The following is a 20184-nucleotide window of genomic DNA, read 5'->3' as shown; positions in this document are numbered from 1 at the left end:
GCATCTCGCGTGCAGAAGTAATTATTTACTCTTGCACGCGAGATGCTTCGGCTGCGCTCAGCATGACGTTCTCTTCGATTGGCTACTTACAGCCGCGTCTTAGAACAGCTCGCGGGGAATCTGAACCTCCTCGGGCTCGGGCGTGCTGTAATAGATTTTACCCTGCAGAAACTCCTCAATGGCGAGGCTCGTGGGCTTGGGCATGCGCTCGTACTGCTTCGAAACCTCGATTTGCTCGCGGTTTTCGAATACTTCTTCCAGGTTGTCGACCGTGGAGGCAAACTCGGCCAGCTTGTCGTTCAATTCCTCTTTCAGCTTCACCGACAGTTGGTTGGCGCGCTTCGAAATCACGGAAATGGCCTCGTACACATTGCCGTTGTCGCCGGTAATGTCGGCGATGTTGCGCGTTACGATGGAGCTCGATACGGCGTTGGGATTGGGTTTCATGGGCACAGATTAGTTAATAGTGATTTGTTGTCAGTTGTCAGGCCCGTGCGGTGTCAGAAGTAAATCTGCAACAGGCAACTAACAACAAAAGATTAATTGGCCGCAGCAGTGGGCACGGCTTTCAAACGGGTAATTTCGGCCTGGCTGGAATCGTACATGTCCTGCGCGGCTTTGAGGTTTTTGCTCTTGGGGTACGTATCGACGAACTGCTGGTAGAAGCTCACGGCTTCCAGATACCGCTCACGCTGCTTGGACTCCACGCTTTCCTTGGCCCACGAATACTGGGCGGTGAGGCGCAGGAAGGCCGCTTGCTCGGCAAAGGCCGAGGCGGGGTATTGCAGCTGAAAATTGGTGAGGGCCACCACGGCTGCCTGGTTGTAGCGCAGCTGGTAATAGAGGCGGGCGCTTTCGAAAGCCTTGTTCTCCAGCTTCTTCTGCAGCTCCTGGGCCATGTTATCGGTTTCGGCCTTGAACTTGCTGTCGGGGTAGCGGTTCAGGAAATCCTGGATGGATTCGAGGGCCGATACCGTGTTGGTTTGGTCGAGTTCAAAGCCGGGCGAGTCCAGGAACAGCGACTTGGCATTCAGAAACGTGGCTTCTTCGGTGTACTCCGAGTTTGGATACGTGTCAGTGAACTGCTTGAAGTAGAACGCGCTCAGCACATAGTTGCGCTGCTTGTAGTTGGTGTTGGCGAAGTAGAACTGTGCTTTTTCGGCTTCGGGGCGGCCTTTCAGCAACGGGATGAGGTCTTCGAGCAGCGTGCCGGCCCGGAAAAAGTCACCCTTTTCGTAGTACTGCACGGCCGCGGCGTACTTTTTATTGACGTCGGTGCTTTTCAGCAATTTTTGGTAGCCGCTGGCGCAAGCGCCCAGCAAGAGCGTGCTAACCAGCAGAAACAGAACCGTGAGGCGGGAAATCGGCATAAGGGGTGCAAAGGTAACGATTTGAGCCGGCGAAGGCAAACGGGGCGCCGAATCGGGCCGGGCCACCGGCCACTAGAGTGCGCGGCGGCGGCCAAAGGTTGCAGCTAGCGCCGCGCGGCCGGAATTTTGGGTGCCCCCGGGCTGGCAGCGGGGCCAGCGGGAAGCTGCGCGGCATTGGCCACCGGCTTTGCGGGCTTGGCCGTCGTCTTTTTCGGGGTGGGCTTGGCCTTGGGGGCTTTTTTGGGAGTCGTTTTGGTTTTCTTCTTAACGGCCTTGGGCTTTTTGGGCCGGTCGTCGAACTGCTTGCCCAACACCTGCCGGCGGGTGGGCCGTTCCTTGGCGCGCCAGCGGAAGTTCTTCAGGCGCTCATCGGCGGGCTTGAGTTCGTGGGGCGGAATAAACTTAGCCTCGGGGTTCGAGAGCACCGATATTTTGTTGAGCTTGCTATCAACAAACAGCATCCGCATGTTGGCCGAGAGCACCCGGTTCATGCCGGTGGTAGCGGTGTCGCCGTCGAGGGCGTAGAAGATGCTTTCCGCGTTGCCCAGCACATCGACGCGTCGGATTTTGTTGTCGCGGAAATACGAAATCATGTTGCGCCCCTTGGTCTGGTTGAAATTCAGGAGCGTGTCCTGACTCACGGCGAAGGCGTTGGCATACAGGCGCATCTCATCCACCTTGCCGCGCTTCGAGCGAATCTGCATCGAGTCGGCGGTGAGCTGGTTTTTGGCCTGCCACAGCACGGGGTCTTGGTTGAGGTAGATGATGCTGTCCTGCCGGTCGTAGGTCAGCGAGTCGCAGATGCCCTGCAGGTTGCCCCGGAAAATCTGCACCCGCGGAAACGCGTAAAGCACAGTGCGCTTGGTGGTTTGGCCGGGCCGGGCTTCTATGCTGATGAGCGTATCAGCAGCCATGTAGAGCGTGTCTTTCTGAGAGCCGATGTTGCGCACTACTGGCCGGCCGCCATAAAGCTTGGTGCGCCCCAGCGCGCGCCAGTATTTGCCGGCGTCGCCGCGTAACACGAGGTTGTCTTTCTTGGACGTGAGGGACACATGCCCCTTGGCTACGCCGTAGAGCTTTAGCTCATCGTACACCAGGTTGTCGCCGCCCAGCAGGTAGTTGGGCGTGTCGATTTTCGCGTTCTTCTTGAAGTCTGAGACGCGCGTGATGGTGTTGTAGTTGCCGCCCTCGGCGTAGAGGTTGCCCTGCTTGCCTTTAATGCGCGTGGGGCCGTTGAAGTAGGCAATTTTGGTGACGGTGTTGTAGCGCAGCGTGTCATTGTTCAGTTCCGAATCAGGCGTCACCAAGTGCACGTTGCGCTTGAAGAGGAAGACCTTGGAGTTGCGGTCGTAGAAGCCTTCCTGGCTGTCGAGGGTGTTTTGCGGGTCGGTGAGGTGGCCGGTTTCGGTGTAGTAGGCCGTCTTCCGGTTCATGTCGTACTCCAGCGAGGGGGCCGTGAGGGTCATGCGGGTGTCGCGCATCACCACGTTGCCGGTCATGCGGGCCGTGCGCTTGGCGCCGTCGTAGAAGCCGTGGTCGCCGGTGATGGTCATGGTGTCGCTCTGCACCACGCGCACGTTGCTGAAAGCCTCTACCTGGTTGTTATCAATGTACTGGTAGGCCGAATCGCAATACAAGAACACGTCGTCCTGCTGAAAGCTGACGTTGCCAATCAGCTTCCGAATCTTCACCCCATCAAATACGCCACCCACCAACTGGCCCGAGGTGAGCAGCTTGATGGGCGCCCCCTTGGCCGGCGGCGTGCCGGTGGTTGCCCGCGGTGGAGCAACCGGCGCTTTAGCAGCACCAGGGCGCGCCACCGTCGGGTTTTGAGCGTGGCCCAGCAGCGGCCCCAGCGCAAAGAGCAGAACTAAAAAGCGGAAGAAAGACATTCGGTGGTCAAAGGTACGGACGGGGCCCGCGCTAACGGCCATCTTTGCGGTGTAGTGTCTGCGGGGCCCGCGCAAGCTTGGTTACCCGGCGGTCATGCTGAGCGCAGCCGCAGTTCTACTGCGCAATTCAATTATTTACTGCTGCGGCAGAGATGCTTCGGCTACGCGGACGCCAGATGGGCATGACCGGCTTTTTATTTGAATACTTCTGTTACTATGCTTGATGCCGTACGCCGCTTCATTGAGGAGCACGACCTTTTTTCCATCGAAAACGACCCCATTCTGGTCGCCGTCAGCGGCGGACTCGATTCGGTGGTGCTGTTAGACATTTTGCATCGCCTCCGGGTTCAGGTAGCGGTGGCGCACTGCCACTTCGGCCTGCGCGGCGAAGATGCCGACGCCGACGAGCAGTTTGTGCGCAAGCTGGCCAAGCAGTACGGCCTCCCCTACTTTGCCGAGTTTTTCCGCACCAAGGAATTTGCCGAGCAGGAAGGCATTTCAACGCAAATGGCGGCCCGCCTGCTGCGCTACCGCTGGTTTGAAGAAGTGCGGGAACGGGAGCAGCTGGCCGCCATTGCCACCGCCCACCACCAGCGCGACCAGGCCGAAACCATGATTCTCAACCTCACGCACGGCACCGGCCTGGCCGGCCTGCACGGCATTCAGGTGAAAAATGGCCACGTGGTGCGCCCACTGCTGGGCCTGGGCCGCGACGACCTGCACGACTACCTGGTGGAGCGCGGCCTGCGCTGGCGCGAAGACGACAGCAACGACAGCCCCGTGTACCAGCGCAACCTGCTGCGCCACGAGGTGCTGCCCGTGCTGCGCGAAATCAACCCCAACCTCGACCAAACCATGGCCGCCACCGCCGAGCGCGTGGGTGGAGCCGAAGAAATTGTGCGCCGCTACGTGGAGGATACCGCCGCCCAGGCCCGCCGCGACGAGGACGAGGTGACCTATTTAAACATCAGCACGCTGCAAAAAACGGCGGCTACTACGTTGGTACTGCACGAGTTGCTGCGGCCTTTCGGCTTTTCGTGGCCGGTGGTGAAGGACATTGTAGCGGCGTTTGGCGGCGAGAGCGGTCGGCGGTTTGACTCGCCCACGCACCGGCTGGTGAAGGACCGGGAGCATCTGGTCATCACCCCGCGGCGCACGTCGCAATACGGCACCTTCCAGCTGGTGGCGGGCCAAACCGATTTGCTGGCCGACGGCATGCGCCTCAAGGCTGAGCTACACGATGACGCAAAGCACTTCATCATCCCGCGCTCGAAAAGCACGGCGGCGCTGGATGCCGACAAGCTGAAATTCCCGCTCACCTTGCGCCGCTGGCAGGAAGGCGACTGGTTTATGCCGCTGGGCATGAAGGGCAAGAAGCTGCTCAGCGACTTTTTAATTGACCAGAAAGTGCCGCTCAATTTGAAAGATGAGGTGCGCGTGCTCACCTCGGCCGACGGCAAAATCTGCTGGGTGGTGGGCTGGCGCGTCGACGACCGATTCAAGGTGGAGGACGCTACCGAGCGGGTGCTTACGGTGCAGCGGATGTAGCGGACGCGGAGCGATGTATCAACCGTCCCAGTAAAAACCCGGATTTTCTGCCCGCACAATTTGCATTCGGCCTTACTTTTACGGCCGACATCGTTTTCTCATCCAACTCCCATCCCAATGAAAGTTACCGTAGTCGGAGCCGGCAACGTGGGCGCAACCTGCGCCGATGTGCTCGCCACGCGTGAAATCGCCAACGAAATTGTTCTGGTTGACATCAAGGAAGGTTTCGCCGAAGGCAAAGCCCTCGACATCTGGCAAAAAGCGCCCATCATCGGCTACGACTCGCGCACGGTGGGCGTGACCGGCGACTACAGCCGTACGGCCGGTTCTGATGTGGTAGTGATTACCTCGGGCCTGCCCCGCAAGCCCGGCATGACTCGCGACGACCTAATTTCGACCAACGCCGGCATCGTGAAATCGGTGACCGAGCAGGTGGTGAAGTACTCGCCCAACGCCATCATCATCATCGTGAGCAACCCGCTCGACGTGATGACTTACCAGGCCCACCTCACCTCCGGCCTCGACCGCACCAAGGTGTTCGGCATGGCCGGCATTCTGGACACGGCCCGCTACCGCGCCTTCCTGGCCGAGGCCCTGAACGTGAGCCCGAAAGACATTCAGGCCGTGCTCATGGGCGGCCACGGCGACACCATGGTGCCCCTGCCCCGCTACACCACCGTGGGCGGCATCCCCGTAACGGAACTCATTGGCAAAGAAGAGCTGGACGCCATTGTGGCCCGCACCACCAACGGCGGCGGCGAACTGGTGAAGCTGATGGGCACCTCGGCCTGGTACGCCCCCGGCGCGGCCGCGGCCCAGATGGTGGAAGCCATCGTGCGCGACCAGCGCCGCGTGTTCCCGGTGTGCATCAAGCTGGAAGGCGAGTACGGCATCGACGGCGTGTACCTGGGCGCCCCGGTTATCCTGGGCAAAAACGGCATCGAGAAGGTGATTGAGCTGCAACTAAACGACGAAGAGAAAGCCCTGCTCGAAACCTCGCGCGGCCACGTGAAAGAGGTGATGGACGCCCTCGACAAAATGAGCGCTGCCCAGCCGGCGTAGTTTTTGAAGCATTTGCTTAAGCTGAAAGGCCGCTTCGCATTGTGCGGGGCGGCCTTTCTGTTTGAATGCGGCTAGCAGCCAGTATCTTGCGGGCTAAATCTTATTCATGCACCTAAACCTGATTGCCACCAACCCAGAAATTACTGACGCCTGGGAAAAAGTTTTTGCCGACGTACCGCAAGTTACCGTTCGCCTCGGCTCCATTTTCGATTACCCCGCCGATGCGCTCATCAGCCCGGCCAACAGCTTCGGCTACATGAACGGCGGGCTGGATTTTGCCATCTCCAAAAACCTGGGCTGGCACCTGGAAAAGGACCTGCAGCGCATTATCCGCGAGAAATATTACGGAGAGTTACTGGTGGGCCAGGCGGAAATCATTCCGACTGGCCACGCCAACTTCCCCTACCTGATAGCGGCGCCAACCATGCGTACGCCCATGACCATCACGCGCGGCCCCAATGTGTACCTGGCCATGAAAGCCATCCTGACGCTGGTGCGCTACGGCAAGCTGGCTTCCGGCCAGGCTGTAAGCGACGTGGTAAAAACGCTGGCTGTGCCGGGGCTGGGCACGGGCGTGGGCCAGGTTCGCCCCCTGGTGTGCGCCCGGCAAATGCGCCTGGCCTGGGAGGATGTGATGAAGGAGAAGTTCACCACCGAAGCGGGCTGGGAAGAGATGTGCTCGAACTATGCCTACTTCTATACCCATGACCGGCCTGATATCAAATACGACATCTACTGATTGAGTTGGCCTATGGCTAGCGGGACACCAATCCGTACCGACGGCCCTTCACGTCCAGAATCAGGGTGTGTTGGCTGAAAACTTCGTTGCCGAGCATACCGCCCATGCCGGAAAACTGCATCAGCATGCGCTCCATGAAGCTGGTGCCGTCGATGTAGGTGACGGTACCCAGCGGGAGGGTCCTGGTGCCAATCTGCAGGCTGGCGGCAGTGGGCACGGTGTGGGCTGTCAGGGTTTTGCCCCAGGAATTGACCGGCGTGACTTGGTCGGGTGCGCCCGGCCGTGCCATTTCCTGCCAGGTAGCCTGCGAGGTAAGCAAGGCGAAGGCGCTGCTTCCAGAGTCGAAATACAGCTGTTTGTCGGCCTCCTTCAGGCCGGCGTTGAGCAGCAGGCGGCGCTGCTCAAAAGTCATGGGAGCAAATACGGCCTGACGGGCTAGGCTATCGGGCACGTTGGTGCGCAGTTCGAAGCGCTGGCGGGCGTAGTCGATGATGAGCACGCGGCCTTCCAGCACGTCGGTGCCCAGGGTACCAATGACGAAAGGCGCAGCGCTGTCGGCGGGCAACGTGCGGGCACCCATTTCACGCACCCGAATGGTGCGCGCCGCTACCTGGCCTTGGCCGATGGCGAACTGAAAGTTCTGGAGGGCGTCGGCCTGGGGTTTTAGGGCCGGGCCGGTGGCGGGGTAGCGGGCCTGGAGGGCGGCCAGCGCGTGCGAGTAGAGCAACGAGTAGGGCGCGCCGGTGTCGAACTGCAGGTAGCAGGTGCGCGGGCAGTTGGGCAGCGTCACGGGCACCAGCAGCACGGCGTGGGGCGTGATGTGCGAGCCGGTGGTATCGGCCCGCCATGCGAAGCGGGAAGTGGCGGGCAGCTGCGAAACCGTGAGCTGATTGGCCGGCGCCTGGAACTGCTTGCGGAAGTAGAAATAGCCACCGATGCCGCTGAGCACAAACAGCGCGAAGATGGCCAGCAGGATTTTGGAGAGGGTTTTCATGGGTGCAGAAATGAGCGGTGGTTGACGGGTCAAACCTACCCGGCTACCTCCCCCACTCCCGGCGCCATTGTGGCGACATTTTGCCGCCACTTGCCATAACTTATTGTCCTGCAATCACTATAATTTCACCTCCAGTTAAAGCCGAATGGGGTAAATATCGAGTTGGCCGCGCCGCAACAGCAGCTGGTTGTAGCCCACCGTCACGACATTGACCAAATAAGTGAGCACGAAAACGCCGAGAAAGACGCCCTTCAGCACCACCCCGAAGTAGAAGAACATGGCGGCTTGCAGCAGCAGCACCATCAGGTAGCTGAAGAAGCTGGCCACCTGCCACAGCACCTGAAACCCGAGCACCCGGCGGCCCACTTCGGCGGCGTGGGCCGTGTCGTGGCGGTGCTTGCGCCAAAGCAGGTAGGGCGCCAGCAGGTTGAGGAATGGAAACACCAGCAGGCAGAGCGCACTCAGGTTGAGCAGCTCCAGGGCTTGCGGGTCGGAGGGCAAGGCGGAACTTGCGGGCGGCGCAGGGGCGGCAGGCGTCAATAGTGGAGCGGGCGCGTCAGGCAGCCGCGAAACTGCCGGCGCCCCGGGCACGGGTACCGAACCCGACGGCTCCATTGTGGCTTCTGCCACTGGCTTCGGCAAAGCCAGCAGCGCCTCCAGCGGTACGTCCAGGGCTGCGGCCAGGGCCTGCACGGTGTGGCCACGCGGCACGGTTTCGCCCTGCTCCACCCGCTGAATGGTGCGCAAGCTCACTCCGGACTGCTCGGCCAGCAGCTCTTGCGAATAACCTTTGCTTTTGCGCAGGGCTTGAATACGGGCGGCCGAAAACATGAGCGACGAATGGCGTTGGGGTTGCTAAAATAGCACCTCACACGGTTCTGCAGCGGGCTGGCGGCTGTCCGAAGCGGCGCGCATGCACACTTCAGGTGCTCAGGCACAACTCCGGGCTAGGCCGGCCGGACAAAGCGGCGGCGCAGGACTTTGCCCAGCCGCCAGCAGCCAAATCCGACCAAGCCAAGCAGCGCCACCAAGATAAGCTGGGGAATAATGTCTGTTCCGGCCCGCAGCCACCAGAAGTAGGCCTTCCGCTTCCGCAGCAACTGGCCGTGGTAGCCATAGCGCTCAGCTTCGGCATACACCCGCTCCGATGATTCCAGGTTGCTGGTCAGCGCATAAACGTTGCCGAGGTTGAACAGCAACTGCGCCACAATGGGGTCGGGCGGGCGCACAAAGCTCAGGCGCTCCGATAATTGGTAGTAAAGCGCGTGTTGAATGGAATCGAGCGGCCGGCTGCCACGCAGGCCCGGCACCGGGGCCGCGCCCTCGCCGAAATCAACCCCCAGCAGGTACTCGGAGTTGATGGCCCGCGCCCCGCGCAGCTTGGCCTGCAAAATATTGACGTGCAGCCACTCCGTGCCCTGGTGCGAACGGGGATTGAGTTGAATGGATTTCTGTATCCATTTCAGCGCCAAATAAGGGTTGCCCAGCAGCTCGTACACGGTGCCCAGGTTGGCAGCAGTTTCGTACTGGTTGGGCCGCCAGGTGTCCAGTTGCTCAAACACTTTGCGCGCCTCAGCGTAGCGCCCCAGGTAAACCAGCGTCAGGCCGTAGCCGGCGTAATCGGCCAACCGGTGGCGGGTGCGCCAGAGGCTGTCGAACTGTTGCAGGCGACGCCGGTTGGCCAGGGCTTCGGCCGCCAGGTTTCGCCCTACCGGAACCGGGCCCATGACCATGCTTTCATCGTCTGAGCTTTGCCACGTGCCGTCCAGCTTGGTGGCGGCATGGTCGTTGAGGCAGGCCCGGGCCGGGCCAACGTGCAGCCCCAAGCACAGCAGAAGCAGCCACCAACCACGCTTTTTCATTGCCTTCGACGGTCCTAATGCTGGCTGGCCCGGAACAGCTTCTGCTTTTCTTCCTTGCTCAGGCTCTCGTAGCCGGAGCGCGAAATCTTGTCCAAAATAGTGTCGATTTCGTCTTGCAGGGGCTGGCCGGGGGCAGCGGGCTTGCGCGGGCCGCTGGCCGAGGCAGCCGTTACGGGTTCGGGGCGACGGCTGGTGCTGCTCACGCGCATGGCGGGTTGGCTGCTGGTGAGGCGGCTAAAGAAATTGCCCACGGCCTGCACGGGGCGGCCCAGGTCGCGCCCGGCTTGCAGTTGCTTGATGAACACGAAGCCCAGCAAGGCGCCGCCGAGATGGGCGATTTCGCCGCCGGGGTTGCCGCCGTTCACACCGGCCAGGGAAATAAGCACCACTACGGCCGCAATCCACTTAATCTTGACCGGGCCGATGAGAATCAGCATGAAAGTGTAGTCGGGCAGCAGCGTGGCCCCGGCCACGATGATGGCCGTGACGGCCGCCGAAGCGCCCACCATGGGCGTGCCCACCGCGGGTTGAAACGCCGGCACCAGATTGTAGCTCAACAGGAAAATAGCCGCCCCGGCCAGGGCCCCCAGTACATAGAGGCTCACCAGCCGGCGGTCGCCGAGGTATTCGCGGACAAGCTGCCCAAACCAGTACAGGTTCAGCATGTTAAACAAAATATGAAAGAACCCTTCGTGGGTGAAGGCGTAGGTGAGCAACGTCCAGGGATGCCGCAGCATCATGGGCAGGGCCGACGACAGCTCAAACTGCCGCATCACCGTGGGGTAGTAGCCGCTGGCGCTGCTGATGGTGAGAACCGCGCGGAGCACAATTAACCCCGCAAACACCAGCACATTCAGCATGATGAGCTGCATGAGGGCGTTGTCGCGGCGGCTGAAGGCGGTACGGATGTCTTGAACGATGCTCATGGCTCGTGTCGGGATTAAATCAGGGGCAACAAATGTAGCGGGCCAGGGGTGGCACGGCATGCTATTGCATCAACCGCGTTCTAGTAAAACCGTTCCCGGCCGCCTTCCCAATATTTCACCACCAGGAAGCCAATGAGCAGGCCACCGAGGTGGGCGAAGTGGGCCACGTTGTCGCCGGGGGTGCGGTGCACGCCCGCGTACAGCTCGTACAACGCATAGAAAAACACGAAATACTTGGCCTTGATGGGAAAGGGGAAGAACAGCAGCATCAGCTCGGTGTTCGGAAACAGGTAGGCGAAGGCGAACAGCAGGCCAAACAACGCCCCCGACGCGCCCACCATGCCGCCGCGGGGCGAAGTGACGATTTCCCGGGCCAGTTCATCCACGGTTTGCGTGGCGGCTTGCAGCAATTGCGGGTCGGCGGGGTGCAGCTGCAGGTTGCGGGCCAGGGTTTCGTAGCCGGTATAGCCTTCTCCGAAATTGCGGAAGAAATCGGCAAAGTCAGCCCCGTTGGGCGCTTGGTGAAACTCCTGCCGCGCCTGCTCCATCTTGTGCAGCTCGTAGCCGCGCACGCCTTCGTAGAGCAGGCCTGCCCCTACCCCGCAAATCAGCCAGAAGGTGAGAAAGCGCGAGGCGCCCCAGCGCATCTCCAGCATGGGCCCGAACGAGATGAGGCCGAACATATTGGAAATCAAGTGTCCCCAGCCGGCATGCAAAAACATGTAGGTAAAAAACTGCCAGGGAAAAAAGTAGGGCGAGCCAATGGGGTACAGGCTGCCCACCTGCGAGAGCAAAGGCAGCAAGCTGTTTTGGGCAACCAGGAAAATCACATTCGCAATCAGCAAGTTGCGAACGGTGGGGGTGAGGTTGAACATGAAGCGAAGGTAAGGCGCCGCGAAAACCGCACGGCCGGCGGGTCACTTACGGAAAAAATCAGCCAGTTGCTGCCCGTCCAGCAACACCAAGGTTTTGCGGCCGTCGGGGGTGTAGCCGGGCGTTTGGCAGGCAAAAAGGCGGTCGGCTAGGGCGCTGAGCTCGGCTTCGGGCAGGCGGGTGCCGGCCGTGCCGGCGGCCACGCGGCGGGCCAGCGCCCGCGCCAGGCTCTCGCTCTGGTCGAGTTTGAGCGGGCCGGCGGTGGTGCGGAACTGCTCAATGAGGCTTTCGAGCAGTTCTTTCTCGTTTTGGGGCGGCATGCCGGCCGGAATGGCTTCCACGGCAATCGTATTCGGCCCAAACTCCACGAAGATGAAGCCCAGCGCGTGCAACGGCTCGGTTAGCTCGCGCAGCACCGCAAAATCGGCGGGCGAAAACGTGACCGTGCGCGGAAACAGCAGCGTTTGCGACGAGCCCACGGCCCGCCCCAGCTCCTGCCGGTACTGCTCGTAGAGAATGCGCTCGCGCGCCGCTTCCTGGTCAATCAGGAGCACGCCCGACTTCACCGGCACCAGCACGTAGCGCTGCTGCACCTGCACGGCCCGGGTTCCCGCCCCTCCCTCACGCGCAGGCACCGACGACGTGGCCGGTGCTTCGGGGCCTGTCAGGCCTAGCGAAAATTCAGTGGGGACGGCCGGCGCCGGGGGCACGGGCAACTCGGCGGGTACTGCCGGCACGTCGGCCTCGAAGCTGCGGACAATGGGGTTGTCGGCGCCCACGGTGCGGTCTTCGCGCACGGGCTGGCCCAACTCGCGGTAGAAGGCTTCGAGTTCGCGGCGGGCCTGCTCGGTGGGGCGCGGGGGCAGCTGGCGCTCGTAGCCGTCGCGTCGGGTTTCGGGCGCGAAGCTGGAAAAGCCCGAATGGTTGGCGGCGGGGCCCCGGGTAGCGGCCGAGGCAGCGGCGGCCAGGGCATCGGGGCGGAAGGTATCGGCGGCGCTGGCGGCCCGGGCCGCGGGAGAGGCGGCGGGCAGGTGGTCGTTGGGGGTGGTAGGGGCGTCGCCGGTGCCCTTGCCGGCCCGCAGCGGCCGGATGGGCGCGAAGTTCACGTCCCCGTCGAAGTCCAGCGACGGCGCGATGTTGTGGATGCCCAGGCTTTGTTTCACGGCGGCGCGCACCACGGCGTAGACGGTTTTCTCGTCCTCAAACTTTATTTCCGTCTTCGTGGGGTGCACGTTGATGTCGATGGCCTTGGGGTCGAGCTCCAGAAACAGCACGTAGAACGGGTGCGTGTCGCGGGCCAGCAGGCCTTCGTAGGCCGCCAGCACGGCGTGGTTGAGGTAGGCCGAACGGATGAAGCGGTTGTTGACGAAGAAGAACTGGTCGCCCCGGCTTTTCTTGCTCGATTCCGGCTTGCCCACGAAGCCGCGCACCGAGATGGAGTGCGTCACCTCCTCACAGGCCGCCAGCTGCTCTTTGTAGCCATTGCCCAGCAAGGCCACGATGCGCTGGCTGAGCTTGCCCGCCGGCAGGCCAAACACCTCCAAGTCATTCTGGTAGAGCGAAAAGGCAATCTGCGGGTTGGCCAGCGCCACGTGCTGAAACTCGTCGAGGATATGGCGCATTTCCACGGCGTTGCTCTTGAGGAAGTTGCGCCGGGCCGGCACGTTGAAGAACAGATTTTTCACCGCAATACTGGTGCCGTCGGGGCAGGCGGTGGGCTGCTGGTTGGTGATTTGTGAGCCTTCCACCAGCAGCAGGGTGCCGGTGTCGTGCTCGCGCTGCTTGGTGCGGATTTCGACCTGGGCCACGGCCGCGATGCTGGCCAGCGCCTCGCCCCGAAAGCCGAGCGTGCGAATTTTGAACAGGTCTTCGGTGCTGCGGATTTTGCTGGTGGCGTGGCGCTCCAGGCTCATGCGGGCGTCGGTGGGGCTCATGCCGGCGCCGTTGTCGACCACTTGCACGAGCTGCTTGCCGGCCTCTTTCACAATGAGTTGAACCTGAGTGGCGCCGGCGTCGACGGCGTTTTCCAGCAGCTCCTTCACCACCGAGGCGGGGCGCTGCACCACCTCGCCGGCCGCAATCTGGTTGGCGAGGTATTCGGGAAGCAGGTGAATAATATCAGGCATAGGAGGTAGCGCACGCTTCAGCTTGCGCCCAAAGAACTTGAAAAGCTAATCGGCACGGAGACAAGCGAAACCGTACCCTGCAATAAGCAAAAATCGGCCGCGTTATAAACCCGTAGCGGGAGTTTTTGCGTACCTTTGCGGCCAAAATGACCGACTGCACGTAATCGGTGTTTGCTGGTTAGTAGTCAGATAAAGAGCTTCTTCTTCCGACTACTGCCTACCAAGCACCGACTCCCTTTTGCTAGCAGTGGAACCTCCAAACCCGGCCCGGGGGTTCCGCTGCTACCCACGACAAAAGTACGGCCTCCGCGGCCCGTTTGCCCATTGAACCAACCCACCAACCCCAAGGGGCTGATGCGCATCCCTTTCCTGCTGAGCACGGCGGCCCTGCTGCTGACGGCGGGTTTGCTGCTGTCGTTTTCGGAGGTCAAAAAGCTGCCCGCCGACCCGTTCACCAACTCGCCGGCCGAAGTGGCCTGGGTGGATAGCGTGTTCAACTCGCTCACGCCGGAGCAGCGCCTGGGCCAGTTTTTCATGGTGGCGGCGTATTCCAACAAGGACCGCAGCCACTTTGAGCGCATCGAGCGGCTGGTGCGTAATCAAAATATCGGGGGCGTGATGTTTATGCAAGGCGGCCCCAAGCGCCAGGCCATCATGGGCAACCGCCTGCAGGCCGCCGCCCGGGTGCCGCTGCTCGTGGCCATGGACGCCGAATGGGGCCTCGACATGCGCCTCGATTCCTCGGCCCACTTCGCCAAGCAGATGACGCTGGGCGCCATGGACGACCCCAAGTACGTGTACCAGATGGGCCAGGACATTGCCCGCAAGATGCGCAACCTGGGCGTGCACATCGACTTCGCCCCGGTACTCGACGTGAACTCTAACCCCGGCAACCCCGTGATTGGCAACCGCTCGTTTGGCGAAGACCAGGACCGCGTGGCCACGCTGGGCTCGCATTACCTCAAAGGCTTGCAGGACAACAAGGTGATGGCCGTGGCCAAGCACTTCCCCGGCCACGGCGACACCGACACCGACTCGCACGTGGCCCTGCCGGTCATCAACACCGACCTGGCCCGGCTGACGAAGGTGGACCTGGTGCCGTTCCAGAAGTCGTTCGAGGACGGCATTATGGGCGTGATGGTGGCCCACTTGTACATGCCGCTGTTCGACACTACGCACGCGCAAAGCACCACGCTTTCGCGTGCCCTCGTCACGGACCTGCTGAAGGACAAGATGGGATTTAAGGGCCTGGTTTTCACCGATGCGCTCAACATGAAGAGCGTAAGCAAGCTGTACAAGGACGGCGAGCTGGACGCCATGGCCCTGGCCGCCGGCAACGACATCCTGCTGTTTTCGGAAGATGTACCCTCGGCCCTGCTCCGTATTCGGGAGGCGGTGACGGCCGGCAAGCTGCGGCAGGAGGACCTGGACCTGCGGGTGAAAAAGATTCTGCGGGCCAAGTACTGGGCCGGGCTCAACAACTACCGGCCGGCTAACCTGCGCACCCTGCGCGACAGCCTCAATCTGCCGCAGTCGAAGGTGCTGGCCCAGGAGATTTTCGAGCACGCCGTGACGGTGGCCAAGAACGACGACCAGCTCCTCCCCTTCCAGCGGCTCGATACGCTGCGCATTGCGGCCATCACCATCGGCACGCAGCCCGAGGGGCCGTATGCCACCATTTTCAACAAGTACCAGCCCGGCCCGGTGTACGCCGTGACAGACCGCTACGCGCCCGACAGCACGTTTGCCCGCATCAGCAGCCGGCTGAACGGGTACAACGTGGTGGTGGTGAGCCTGCACCAGATGAACAACACGCCCAGCCACAATTACGGCATCGGCGACGGGGCGCTGAAATTCATCAAGCAACTGCAGGCTAACAAACGAGTTAAGACGGTGGTGGTGGCCATGGGCAACGCCTACTCGCTGAAATTTCTGGAGGGCGCCCGCACGCTGGTGTGCGGCTACGAAGACCATTACGCCGCCCAGATTGTGGTGCCGCAGGTGCTGTTTGGGGCGCTGCCAGCGCGGGGCAAGCTGCCCGTCACGGTGTCGCCCACCCTGAAGGTGGCCACCGGCATTGCCACCCCCGACCTGCACCGCCTGCGCTACGCCGTGCCCGAAAGCCAGGGCCTGAGCTCGCGCGTGCTGGCCCAGATTGACAACATCGCCCTCGAAAGCCAGACCTACGCCGCCGCCCCCGGCTGCCAGGTGCTGGTGGCCAAAAACGGCACCGTGGTGTTCGACCAGAGCTACGGCTACTGCACCTACGACCAAAGTCAGCCCGTGACCAGCAGCACCTTATACGACCTGGCGTCGGTGACGAAGGTGGCCGGCACGCTGCAGGCCGTGATGTACCTCAAGGACCAGGGCAAGCTGAACATTGAGGAGAAAGTAGCCGCCTACTTGCCCGAGCTGGCCCGCACCAACAAGCGCGACATGACCATTCGCGACGTGCTGCTGCACCAAGCCGGTCTCAAACCGGGCATCCCCACCTGGGAGCGTACCATGCGCGACGGCCAACTCAAGCCCGCTTTCTACGCCAGCATCCGCTCCGACGACTTCCCCAACGAGGTGGCGCCCGGCGAGTACAGCACCAAAGCCGCCGACGACTCGGTGTGGGCCTGGACCATGCGCTCGGGCCTGCTGCCGAAGGTGAAGGGCAAATACCCAACGGAATATTCCGACCTGAGCTTCATTGTGATGAAGCGGGTGTGCGAAAAGATTCTGAAGCAGCCGATTGAGGATTTTCTGGAAGCGAATTTCTACCGCCCGCTGGGCTTGGGCAGCATGACTTACAACCCACTGCAGCGCTTCCCCAAAAGCTGCATCGCGCCCACCGAAAACGACACCTATTACCGCCGCGAACAGCTGCAAGGCACTGTACACGACCAAACTGCGGCCCTGGTGGGCGGCGTGGGCGGCCACGCCGGCCTCTTCGCCACCGCCAACGACCTAGCCGTGCTCATGCAGATGAACCTGCAAAACGGCAGCTACGGGGGCGCCCGCTACTTCCAGAACCCGGTGGTATCAGAGTTTGCCCGCCCGCAAAACGGCGGCAGGCGCGGCCTGGGCTGGGACCACGGCGACCCCACAAAGCACGAAGGCCCAACCAGCAACCTCTCGCCGGCCAGCACCTTTGGCCACACCGGCTTCACGGGCACCTGCGTGTGGATGGACCCGGACAACCAGATTCTCTACGTCTTCCTCTCCAACCGCGTGTACCCCGACGCCGGCAACAACAAGCTGCGCCAGTATAACATCCGCACGCGCATTCACGAAGTAATTTATAAGTCGTTGGCGGCGGAAAATGCCAAGAAGCTGGCTTCGGCCAGTGCGGCGCAGAAGTAATTCTTGTTAGATTATTTGCTAAAAAGCTAGAGGCGCAACGTAACCGTTGCGCCTCTAGCTTTTTAGGCGGTGAACTGCTGGCACCAACGGCAGAACTCATCCTCGGAATCTTCGTCGTCCATATCGGATGGGTGTTTCACAATTTCCAGCGCCGTTCTTGGGATTTCTACTTTAAACGTGCTTCTCACCCATTCTTGAAATTCCACGTTGGGCTCGACTTTAAAATCGTCATTCAGTTCGTTCGGCGGGGCTGTAAACTCCTCTGACCAGCAGATTTCGTCGTAGCCAATGGCCAGCAGGCGCAGGAAGTCCACGGCGTTGTCGGCCAGTACGCAGTTCAGCACCGAACCGGAACCCGAGCCCATGTGCACTATTTTCAGCTCGCCGCCTTCGCTCAGCCAAAAGGCACATTCCGAGCCTTCACCACCGGTTTTGCCAAAGACGCAAAGCCGTCGGTTCACCTCCTCGTGCTCGGCGCCAAACCAGTATTTCAGGTTTGCATTTCCGGAAGCAGCAAATTCAATATTGGTTCCACCGCGTCGGCCCTCATCAGTCCAGCTTTCCCGCATGTCCGCTTCAGGGTAGAGAAAGCCGATTCTGCCGTCGGCGTTATCGACGTAGAACCCCTTGGCCTCTATCCACTCGTATAGTTGTTTTACTGGCAACGGCACAGTTACCCCTGCCACCATGACTGCTTCGAGTTGTTGAGTTAGTTTATTTTCCATTTTACTGTGGCCGTATTGAGGGGAGGTAAAACTACTGTATTCAGGCGAGCCGAGCTAGTTTGAGTATACTGCAACAAACCCCGCCTTTCTTGGTTGGCTAAGCGCAACAGCATCTTCTATGAACATCGGTATCGTTTGTTACCCTACCTTCGGCGGCTCTGGCGTGGTGGCCACGGAACTGGGCAAGGCCTTGGCCCAGCGCGGGCACCGCGTGCACTTCATCACCTACAGCCAGCCGGTACGGCTCGACTTCTTCAACGAGAACCTCTTTTACCACGAGGTGTATGTGCCGGCCTACCCACTGTTCCAGTTTCCGCCCTATGAGCTGGCGCTGACCAGCAAGATGGTCGACATCGTGCAAAATGAGAAGCTCGACGTGCTGCACGTGCACTACGCCATTCCGCACGCCTCGGCCGCCTTCATGGCCAAGCAGATTCTGCGCTCGCGCGGCATTCACATTCCGGTGGTAACGACCCTGCACGGCACCGACATCACGCTGGTAGGCAAGGACTCCAGCTTCGAGCCGGTGGTCACGTTCAGCATCAACCAGAGCGACGGGGTAACGTCAGTTTCGGACGATTTGAAGCGCGAAACCTACGAATATTTCGCCGTTGAGAAAGACATCACCGTCATTCCCAACTTCATCGACCTGCACCGTTTCAAGAAACAGGAAAAGAGCCACTTCCGGGCCGCCATTGCGCCCGAGGGCGAGAAGCTGCTCATCCACACCAGCAACTTCCGCACCGTGAAGCGGGTGGAAGACGTGCTGCGCATTTTCGTGGGCGTGCGGGAACAGATTCCGGCCAAGCTGCTGCTGGTGGGCGACGGCCCCGACCGCAACCGCATGGAAAAGCTGGCCCGCGACCTCGATGTGCACCGCGACCTGCGCTTCCTGGGCAAGCTCGAAGCCGTGGAAGAAGTGCTCAGCGTGGGCGACCTGTTCCTGATGCCTTCCGAAAACGAGAGCTTCGGCCTCGCCGCCCTCGAAGCCATGGCCTGCGAAGTGCCCGTGGTGAGCACCAACGCCGGCGGCATTCCGGAGCTGAACGTGCACGGCGTGACCGGCATGATTAGCGACATTGGCGACGTGGCCGACATGGTCAAAAATGCCCTGTACGTGCTGGACGACGAGAACCTGCCCCGCTTCAAAGCTGCTGCCCTGGCCCGAGCCAAAGAGTTTGCGGTGGAAAACATTGTGCCGCGCTACGAGGACTGCTACCAGCGGGCCATTGAAGCGGTAGCAACGGCGGTATAATCTTTTGTCATTGCGAGCGAAGCGCGGCAATCCGTCCTCTCTTCGCTACAAGCCCCGAGTTGTGATGAAGCTCTTTCTTTATAATCAGAAAGCCCCGGTGCCATTGAGGTACCGGGGCTTTCTGGTAAAAGGAAGTGTCTGGCATTGACAGGACGGATTGCCGCGTTGCGCTGCGCTCCACTCGCAATGACAGACGACAGCCAAGCTTTAAAACAACCCAATCGCCTCGTTCTTCACCACGGCCAGCGCCTGCGCGGTGGGCTCGGCGCCGTCCATCATCAGGCCTTCGAGGATGCGCTTGGCCAGTTCGGTGCCGCGGGCCTGGGCCGGGTTCTGGATGCCGTGAAAGGCGCGGTTTACCATCGTGAGCACGTTTTCTTTGGCTTCTTTCACCAGCGTCCAAGCATCGGCCGAGATGTAGAGCTGCTGCGAGAGGTTGTGCTCGTACTCGGCCCGGATTTCCTGTTGCAGCAAGCGGTGAAACTCCGGCGCCGTGGAACCGGCGCTGCTCAGGCGCACGAGGATGTTGTTGGGCGAGATGCGCTCCAGGAAAAGCACCACCCGCTCATAGGCTTGCAGCCGCAGGGGCAGCGTGGTTTTGTTGGTTTCGAGGCGTAGCTCAATCAAGCGGCGCTGCTGCTCTTTTTCCAGAAATTGTTTGAAAAGCAGGTAGATGGCCCCGGCCACGATGAGGGCGGGCAGAATAATTTTGAGCAGGTCGTAGAAATAGGTGGTTGAATCCATTTTGATAGAAACCGATTAAGTCGTTGAACGTCATACCGCGCGCAGCAAAACATGACGTACCTGGTGATTGTATAGCAAACCACACGGCGCGCAAACTTACGCCGTGAACCGCCGGGCCCCAACTGCTGTTTCCTTCCTGCTGCCTACTAACGGTAACATCGACGGCGGCAGTATCTTTGTTATCCATCCCTTTTAAATCGCCTTTCACTATGGCTGCTGTTGCCACCCTCGCCCCCATCTCCCTCACCGAGCGCGCCGTGCAGGAGGTGAAAAATATCATCATCGAAAAGAACGTGCCCGACGACTATGGGCTGCGCATCGGCGTGCAGGGCGGCGGCTGCTCGGGCATGAGCTACCTGCTCGGCTTCGACAAAGCCAAAGACGCCGACGAAACCTACGACCTCGACGGCCTGAAGCTCATCATGGATAAAAAGCACGCTATGTACGTGCTGGGCATGGAAGTCGACTTCCAGGACGGCCTCAACGCCCGCGGCTTCGTTTTCAACAACCCCCAGGCCAAGAGCACCTGCGGCTGCGGCTCGTCGTTCTCGGCATAACGAAGTCTTTGTCATCCTGAGCGCAGCGAAGGCCCTTATCACGCTTAGACGACGGTCCTGATGCGATAAGGTCTTTCGCTGTGCTCAGGATGACATTGGTAAAAAAGCCCTGGCCCACCGGCCGGGGCTTTTTCATTTACTTTCGCGGCTGCCGCTCCACCAA

At 60.9% G+C, this 20184-nt stretch carries 17 protein-coding genes; 6 read left to right on the top strand and 11 right to left on the bottom strand.

The features are described 5' to 3' along the window. Positions 1 to 99: 99 nt before the first annotated feature. The 3 genes from MTP16_RS12255 to MTP16_RS12245 all read right to left on the bottom strand — a co-directional run bounded on the left by MTP16_RS12255 (position 100) and on the right by MTP16_RS12245 (position 3262). Positions 100 to 447: a DNA-directed RNA polymerase subunit omega gene (locus MTP16_RS12255; RefSeq protein ID WP_243508874.1), complete on the bottom strand. Its 348-nt coding sequence runs from the start codon at positions 445 to 447 to the stop codon at positions 100 to 102. A 92-nt stretch (positions 448 to 539) separates the two neighbouring features. Further along, positions 540 to 1370: an outer membrane protein assembly factor BamD gene (locus MTP16_RS12250; RefSeq protein WP_243508872.1), complete on the bottom strand. Its 831-nt coding sequence runs from the start codon at positions 1368 to 1370 to the stop codon at positions 540 to 542. Between the two features lie 104 nt (positions 1371 to 1474). Then, positions 1475 to 3262 (bottom strand): OstA-like protein, encoded by a 1788-nt coding sequence (locus MTP16_RS12245; RefSeq protein WP_243508869.1) that lies wholly within the window; start codon positions 3260 to 3262, stop codon positions 1475 to 1477. 216 nt (positions 3263 to 3478) lie between these two features. Here MTP16_RS12245 and tilS point away from each other — a divergent pair, with 216 nt between their 5' ends. The 3 genes from tilS to MTP16_RS12230 all read left to right on the top strand — a co-directional run bounded on the left by tilS (position 3479) and on the right by MTP16_RS12230 (position 6611). Further along, positions 3479 to 4810 (top strand): tRNA lysidine(34) synthetase TilS, encoded by a 1332-nt coding sequence (tilS, locus tag MTP16_RS12240; RefSeq protein ID WP_243508867.1) that lies wholly within the window; start codon positions 3479 to 3481, stop codon positions 4808 to 4810. A gap of 117 nt (positions 4811 to 4927) precedes the next feature. Then, on the top strand, positions 4928 to 5872 hold the full coding sequence (gene mdh / locus MTP16_RS12235; RefSeq protein WP_243508865.1) for a malate dehydrogenase: 945 nt from the start codon (positions 4928 to 4930) through the stop codon (positions 5870 to 5872). 106 nt (positions 5873 to 5978) lie between these two features. Beyond that, positions 5979 to 6611: a macro domain-containing protein gene (locus MTP16_RS12230; RefSeq protein WP_243508863.1), complete on the top strand. Its 633-nt coding sequence runs from the start codon at positions 5979 to 5981 to the stop codon at positions 6609 to 6611. 16 nt (positions 6612 to 6627) lie between these two features. Here the strand turns inward: MTP16_RS12230 and MTP16_RS12225 are convergent, their stop codons facing one another. The 6 genes from MTP16_RS12225 to mutL form a co-directional block, all read right to left on the bottom strand. Continuing rightward, on the bottom strand, positions 6628 to 7605 hold the full coding sequence (locus MTP16_RS12225) for a hypothetical protein (RefSeq protein WP_243508861.1): 978 nt from the start codon (positions 7603 to 7605) through the stop codon (positions 6628 to 6630). 135 nt (positions 7606 to 7740) lie between these two features. Further along, positions 7741 to 8436, bottom strand: coding sequence for a helix-turn-helix domain-containing protein (locus MTP16_RS12220; protein WP_243508859.1), 696 nt, complete (start codon positions 8434 to 8436; stop codon positions 7741 to 7743). A gap of 116 nt (positions 8437 to 8552) precedes the next feature. Then, positions 8553 to 9467, bottom strand: a complete 915-nt coding sequence (locus MTP16_RS12215; RefSeq protein WP_243508857.1) for a tetratricopeptide repeat protein — start codon at positions 9465 to 9467, stop codon at positions 8553 to 8555. Between the two features lie 14 nt (positions 9468 to 9481). Next, entirely contained in the window at positions 9482 to 10393 is a 912-nt protein-coding gene (locus MTP16_RS12210) for a rhomboid family protein (protein WP_243508855.1), read from the bottom strand. An 80-nt stretch (positions 10394 to 10473) separates the two neighbouring features. After that, positions 10474 to 11268: a rhomboid family intramembrane serine protease gene (locus MTP16_RS12205; RefSeq protein WP_243508853.1), complete on the bottom strand. Its 795-nt coding sequence runs from the start codon at positions 11266 to 11268 to the stop codon at positions 10474 to 10476. 42 nt (positions 11269 to 11310) lie between these two features. Further along, positions 11311 to 13392 carry a DNA mismatch repair endonuclease MutL gene (gene mutL / locus MTP16_RS12200; RefSeq protein ID WP_243508851.1) on the bottom strand — a complete coding sequence of 694 codons (2082 nt, stop codon included), beginning with the start codon at positions 13390 to 13392 and terminating at the stop codon, positions 11311 to 11313. Between the two features lie 324 nt (positions 13393 to 13716). Here mutL and MTP16_RS12195 point away from each other — a divergent pair, with 324 nt between their 5' ends. Then, positions 13717 to 16740: a glycoside hydrolase family 3 N-terminal domain-containing protein gene (locus MTP16_RS12195; RefSeq protein WP_243508849.1), complete on the top strand. Its 3024-nt coding sequence runs from the start codon at positions 13717 to 13719 to the stop codon at positions 16738 to 16740. A gap of 62 nt (positions 16741 to 16802) precedes the next feature. Here MTP16_RS12195 and MTP16_RS12190 read toward each other — a convergent pair whose 3' ends face one another. After that, positions 16803 to 17465 carry a hypothetical protein gene (locus tag MTP16_RS12190; protein ID WP_243508847.1) on the bottom strand — a complete coding sequence of 221 codons (663 nt, stop codon included), beginning with the start codon at positions 17463 to 17465 and terminating at the stop codon, positions 16803 to 16805. 118 nt (positions 17466 to 17583) lie between these two features. Here MTP16_RS12190 and bshA point away from each other — a divergent pair, with 118 nt between their 5' ends. Next, positions 17584 to 18720: an N-acetyl-alpha-D-glucosaminyl L-malate synthase BshA gene (bshA, locus tag MTP16_RS12185; protein WP_243508845.1), complete on the top strand. Its 1137-nt coding sequence runs from the start codon at positions 17584 to 17586 to the stop codon at positions 18718 to 18720. A 207-nt stretch (positions 18721 to 18927) separates the two neighbouring features. Here the strand turns inward: bshA and MTP16_RS12180 are convergent, their stop codons facing one another. After that, positions 18928 to 19464: a DUF7935 family protein gene (locus MTP16_RS12180; RefSeq protein ID WP_196287757.1), complete on the bottom strand. Its 537-nt coding sequence runs from the start codon at positions 19462 to 19464 to the stop codon at positions 18928 to 18930. A gap of 209 nt (positions 19465 to 19673) precedes the next feature. On the opposite strand from MTP16_RS12180, the gene MTP16_RS12175 reads away from it, so the two are divergent. After that, complete coding sequence (locus MTP16_RS12175) at positions 19674 to 20021, top strand: HesB/IscA family protein (protein ID WP_243508842.1); 348 nt, start codon at positions 19674 to 19676, stop codon at positions 20019 to 20021. Positions 20022 to 20184 lie beyond the last annotated feature (163 nt).

Origin of the sequence: Hymenobacter monticola, from assembly GCF_022811645.1 — a bacterium.
GTDB lineage: Bacteria > Bacteroidota > Bacteroidia > Cytophagales > Hymenobacteraceae > Hymenobacter > Hymenobacter monticola.
The sequence above is the reverse complement of the archived record's forward strand: the minus strand, read 5'-3'. Positions and strand labels throughout refer to the sequence as shown.

Bases quoted from the DNA above. Each gene is read 5' to 3' on its own strand.
- MTP16_RS12215 (WP_243508857.1), bottom strand. From the start codon at position 9,467: ATGAAAAAGCGTGGTTGGTGGCTGCTTCTGCTGTGCTTGGGGCTGCAC.
- MTP16_RS12180 (WP_196287757.1), bottom strand. From the start codon at position 19,464: ATGGATTCAACCACCTATTTCTACGACCTGCTCAAAATTATTCTGCCC.
- MTP16_RS12255 (WP_243508874.1), bottom strand. From the start codon at position 447: ATGAAACCCAATCCCAACGCCGTATCGAGCTCCATCGTAACGCGCAAC.
- bshA (WP_243508845.1), top strand. From the start codon at position 17,584: ATGAACATCGGTATCGTTTGTTACCCTACCTTCGGCGGCTCTGGCGTG.
- mutL (WP_243508851.1), bottom strand. From the start codon at position 13,392: ATGCCTGATATTATTCACCTGCTTCCCGAATACCTCGCCAACCAGATT.
- MTP16_RS12205 (WP_243508853.1), bottom strand. From the start codon at position 11,268: ATGTTCAACCTCACCCCCACCGTTCGCAACTTGCTGATTGCGAATGTG.
- MTP16_RS12230 (WP_243508863.1), top strand. From the start codon at position 5,979: ATGCACCTAAACCTGATTGCCACCAACCCAGAAATTACTGACGCCTGG.
- MTP16_RS12250 (WP_243508872.1), bottom strand. From the start codon at position 1,370: ATGCCGATTTCCCGCCTCACGGTTCTGTTTCTGCTGGTTAGCACGCTC.
- MTP16_RS12225 (WP_243508861.1), bottom strand. From the start codon at position 7,605: ATGAAAACCCTCTCCAAAATCCTGCTGGCCATCTTCGCGCTGTTTGTG.
- MTP16_RS12175 (WP_243508842.1), top strand. From the start codon at position 19,674: ATGGCTGCTGTTGCCACCCTCGCCCCCATCTCCCTCACCGAGCGCGCC.
- MTP16_RS12245 (WP_243508869.1), bottom strand. From the start codon at position 3,262: ATGTCTTTCTTCCGCTTTTTAGTTCTGCTCTTTGCGCTGGGGCCGCTG.
- MTP16_RS12190 (WP_243508847.1), bottom strand. From the start codon at position 17,465: ATGGAAAATAAACTAACTCAACAACTCGAAGCAGTCATGGTGGCAGGG.
- mdh (WP_243508865.1), top strand. From the start codon at position 4,928: ATGAAAGTTACCGTAGTCGGAGCCGGCAACGTGGGCGCAACCTGCGCC.
- MTP16_RS12210 (WP_243508855.1), bottom strand. From the start codon at position 10,393: ATGAGCATCGTTCAAGACATCCGTACCGCCTTCAGCCGCCGCGACAAC.
- tilS (WP_243508867.1), top strand. From the start codon at position 3,479: ATGCTTGATGCCGTACGCCGCTTCATTGAGGAGCACGACCTTTTTTCC.
- MTP16_RS12220 (WP_243508859.1), bottom strand. From the start codon at position 8,436: ATGTTTTCGGCCGCCCGTATTCAAGCCCTGCGCAAAAGCAAAGGTTAT.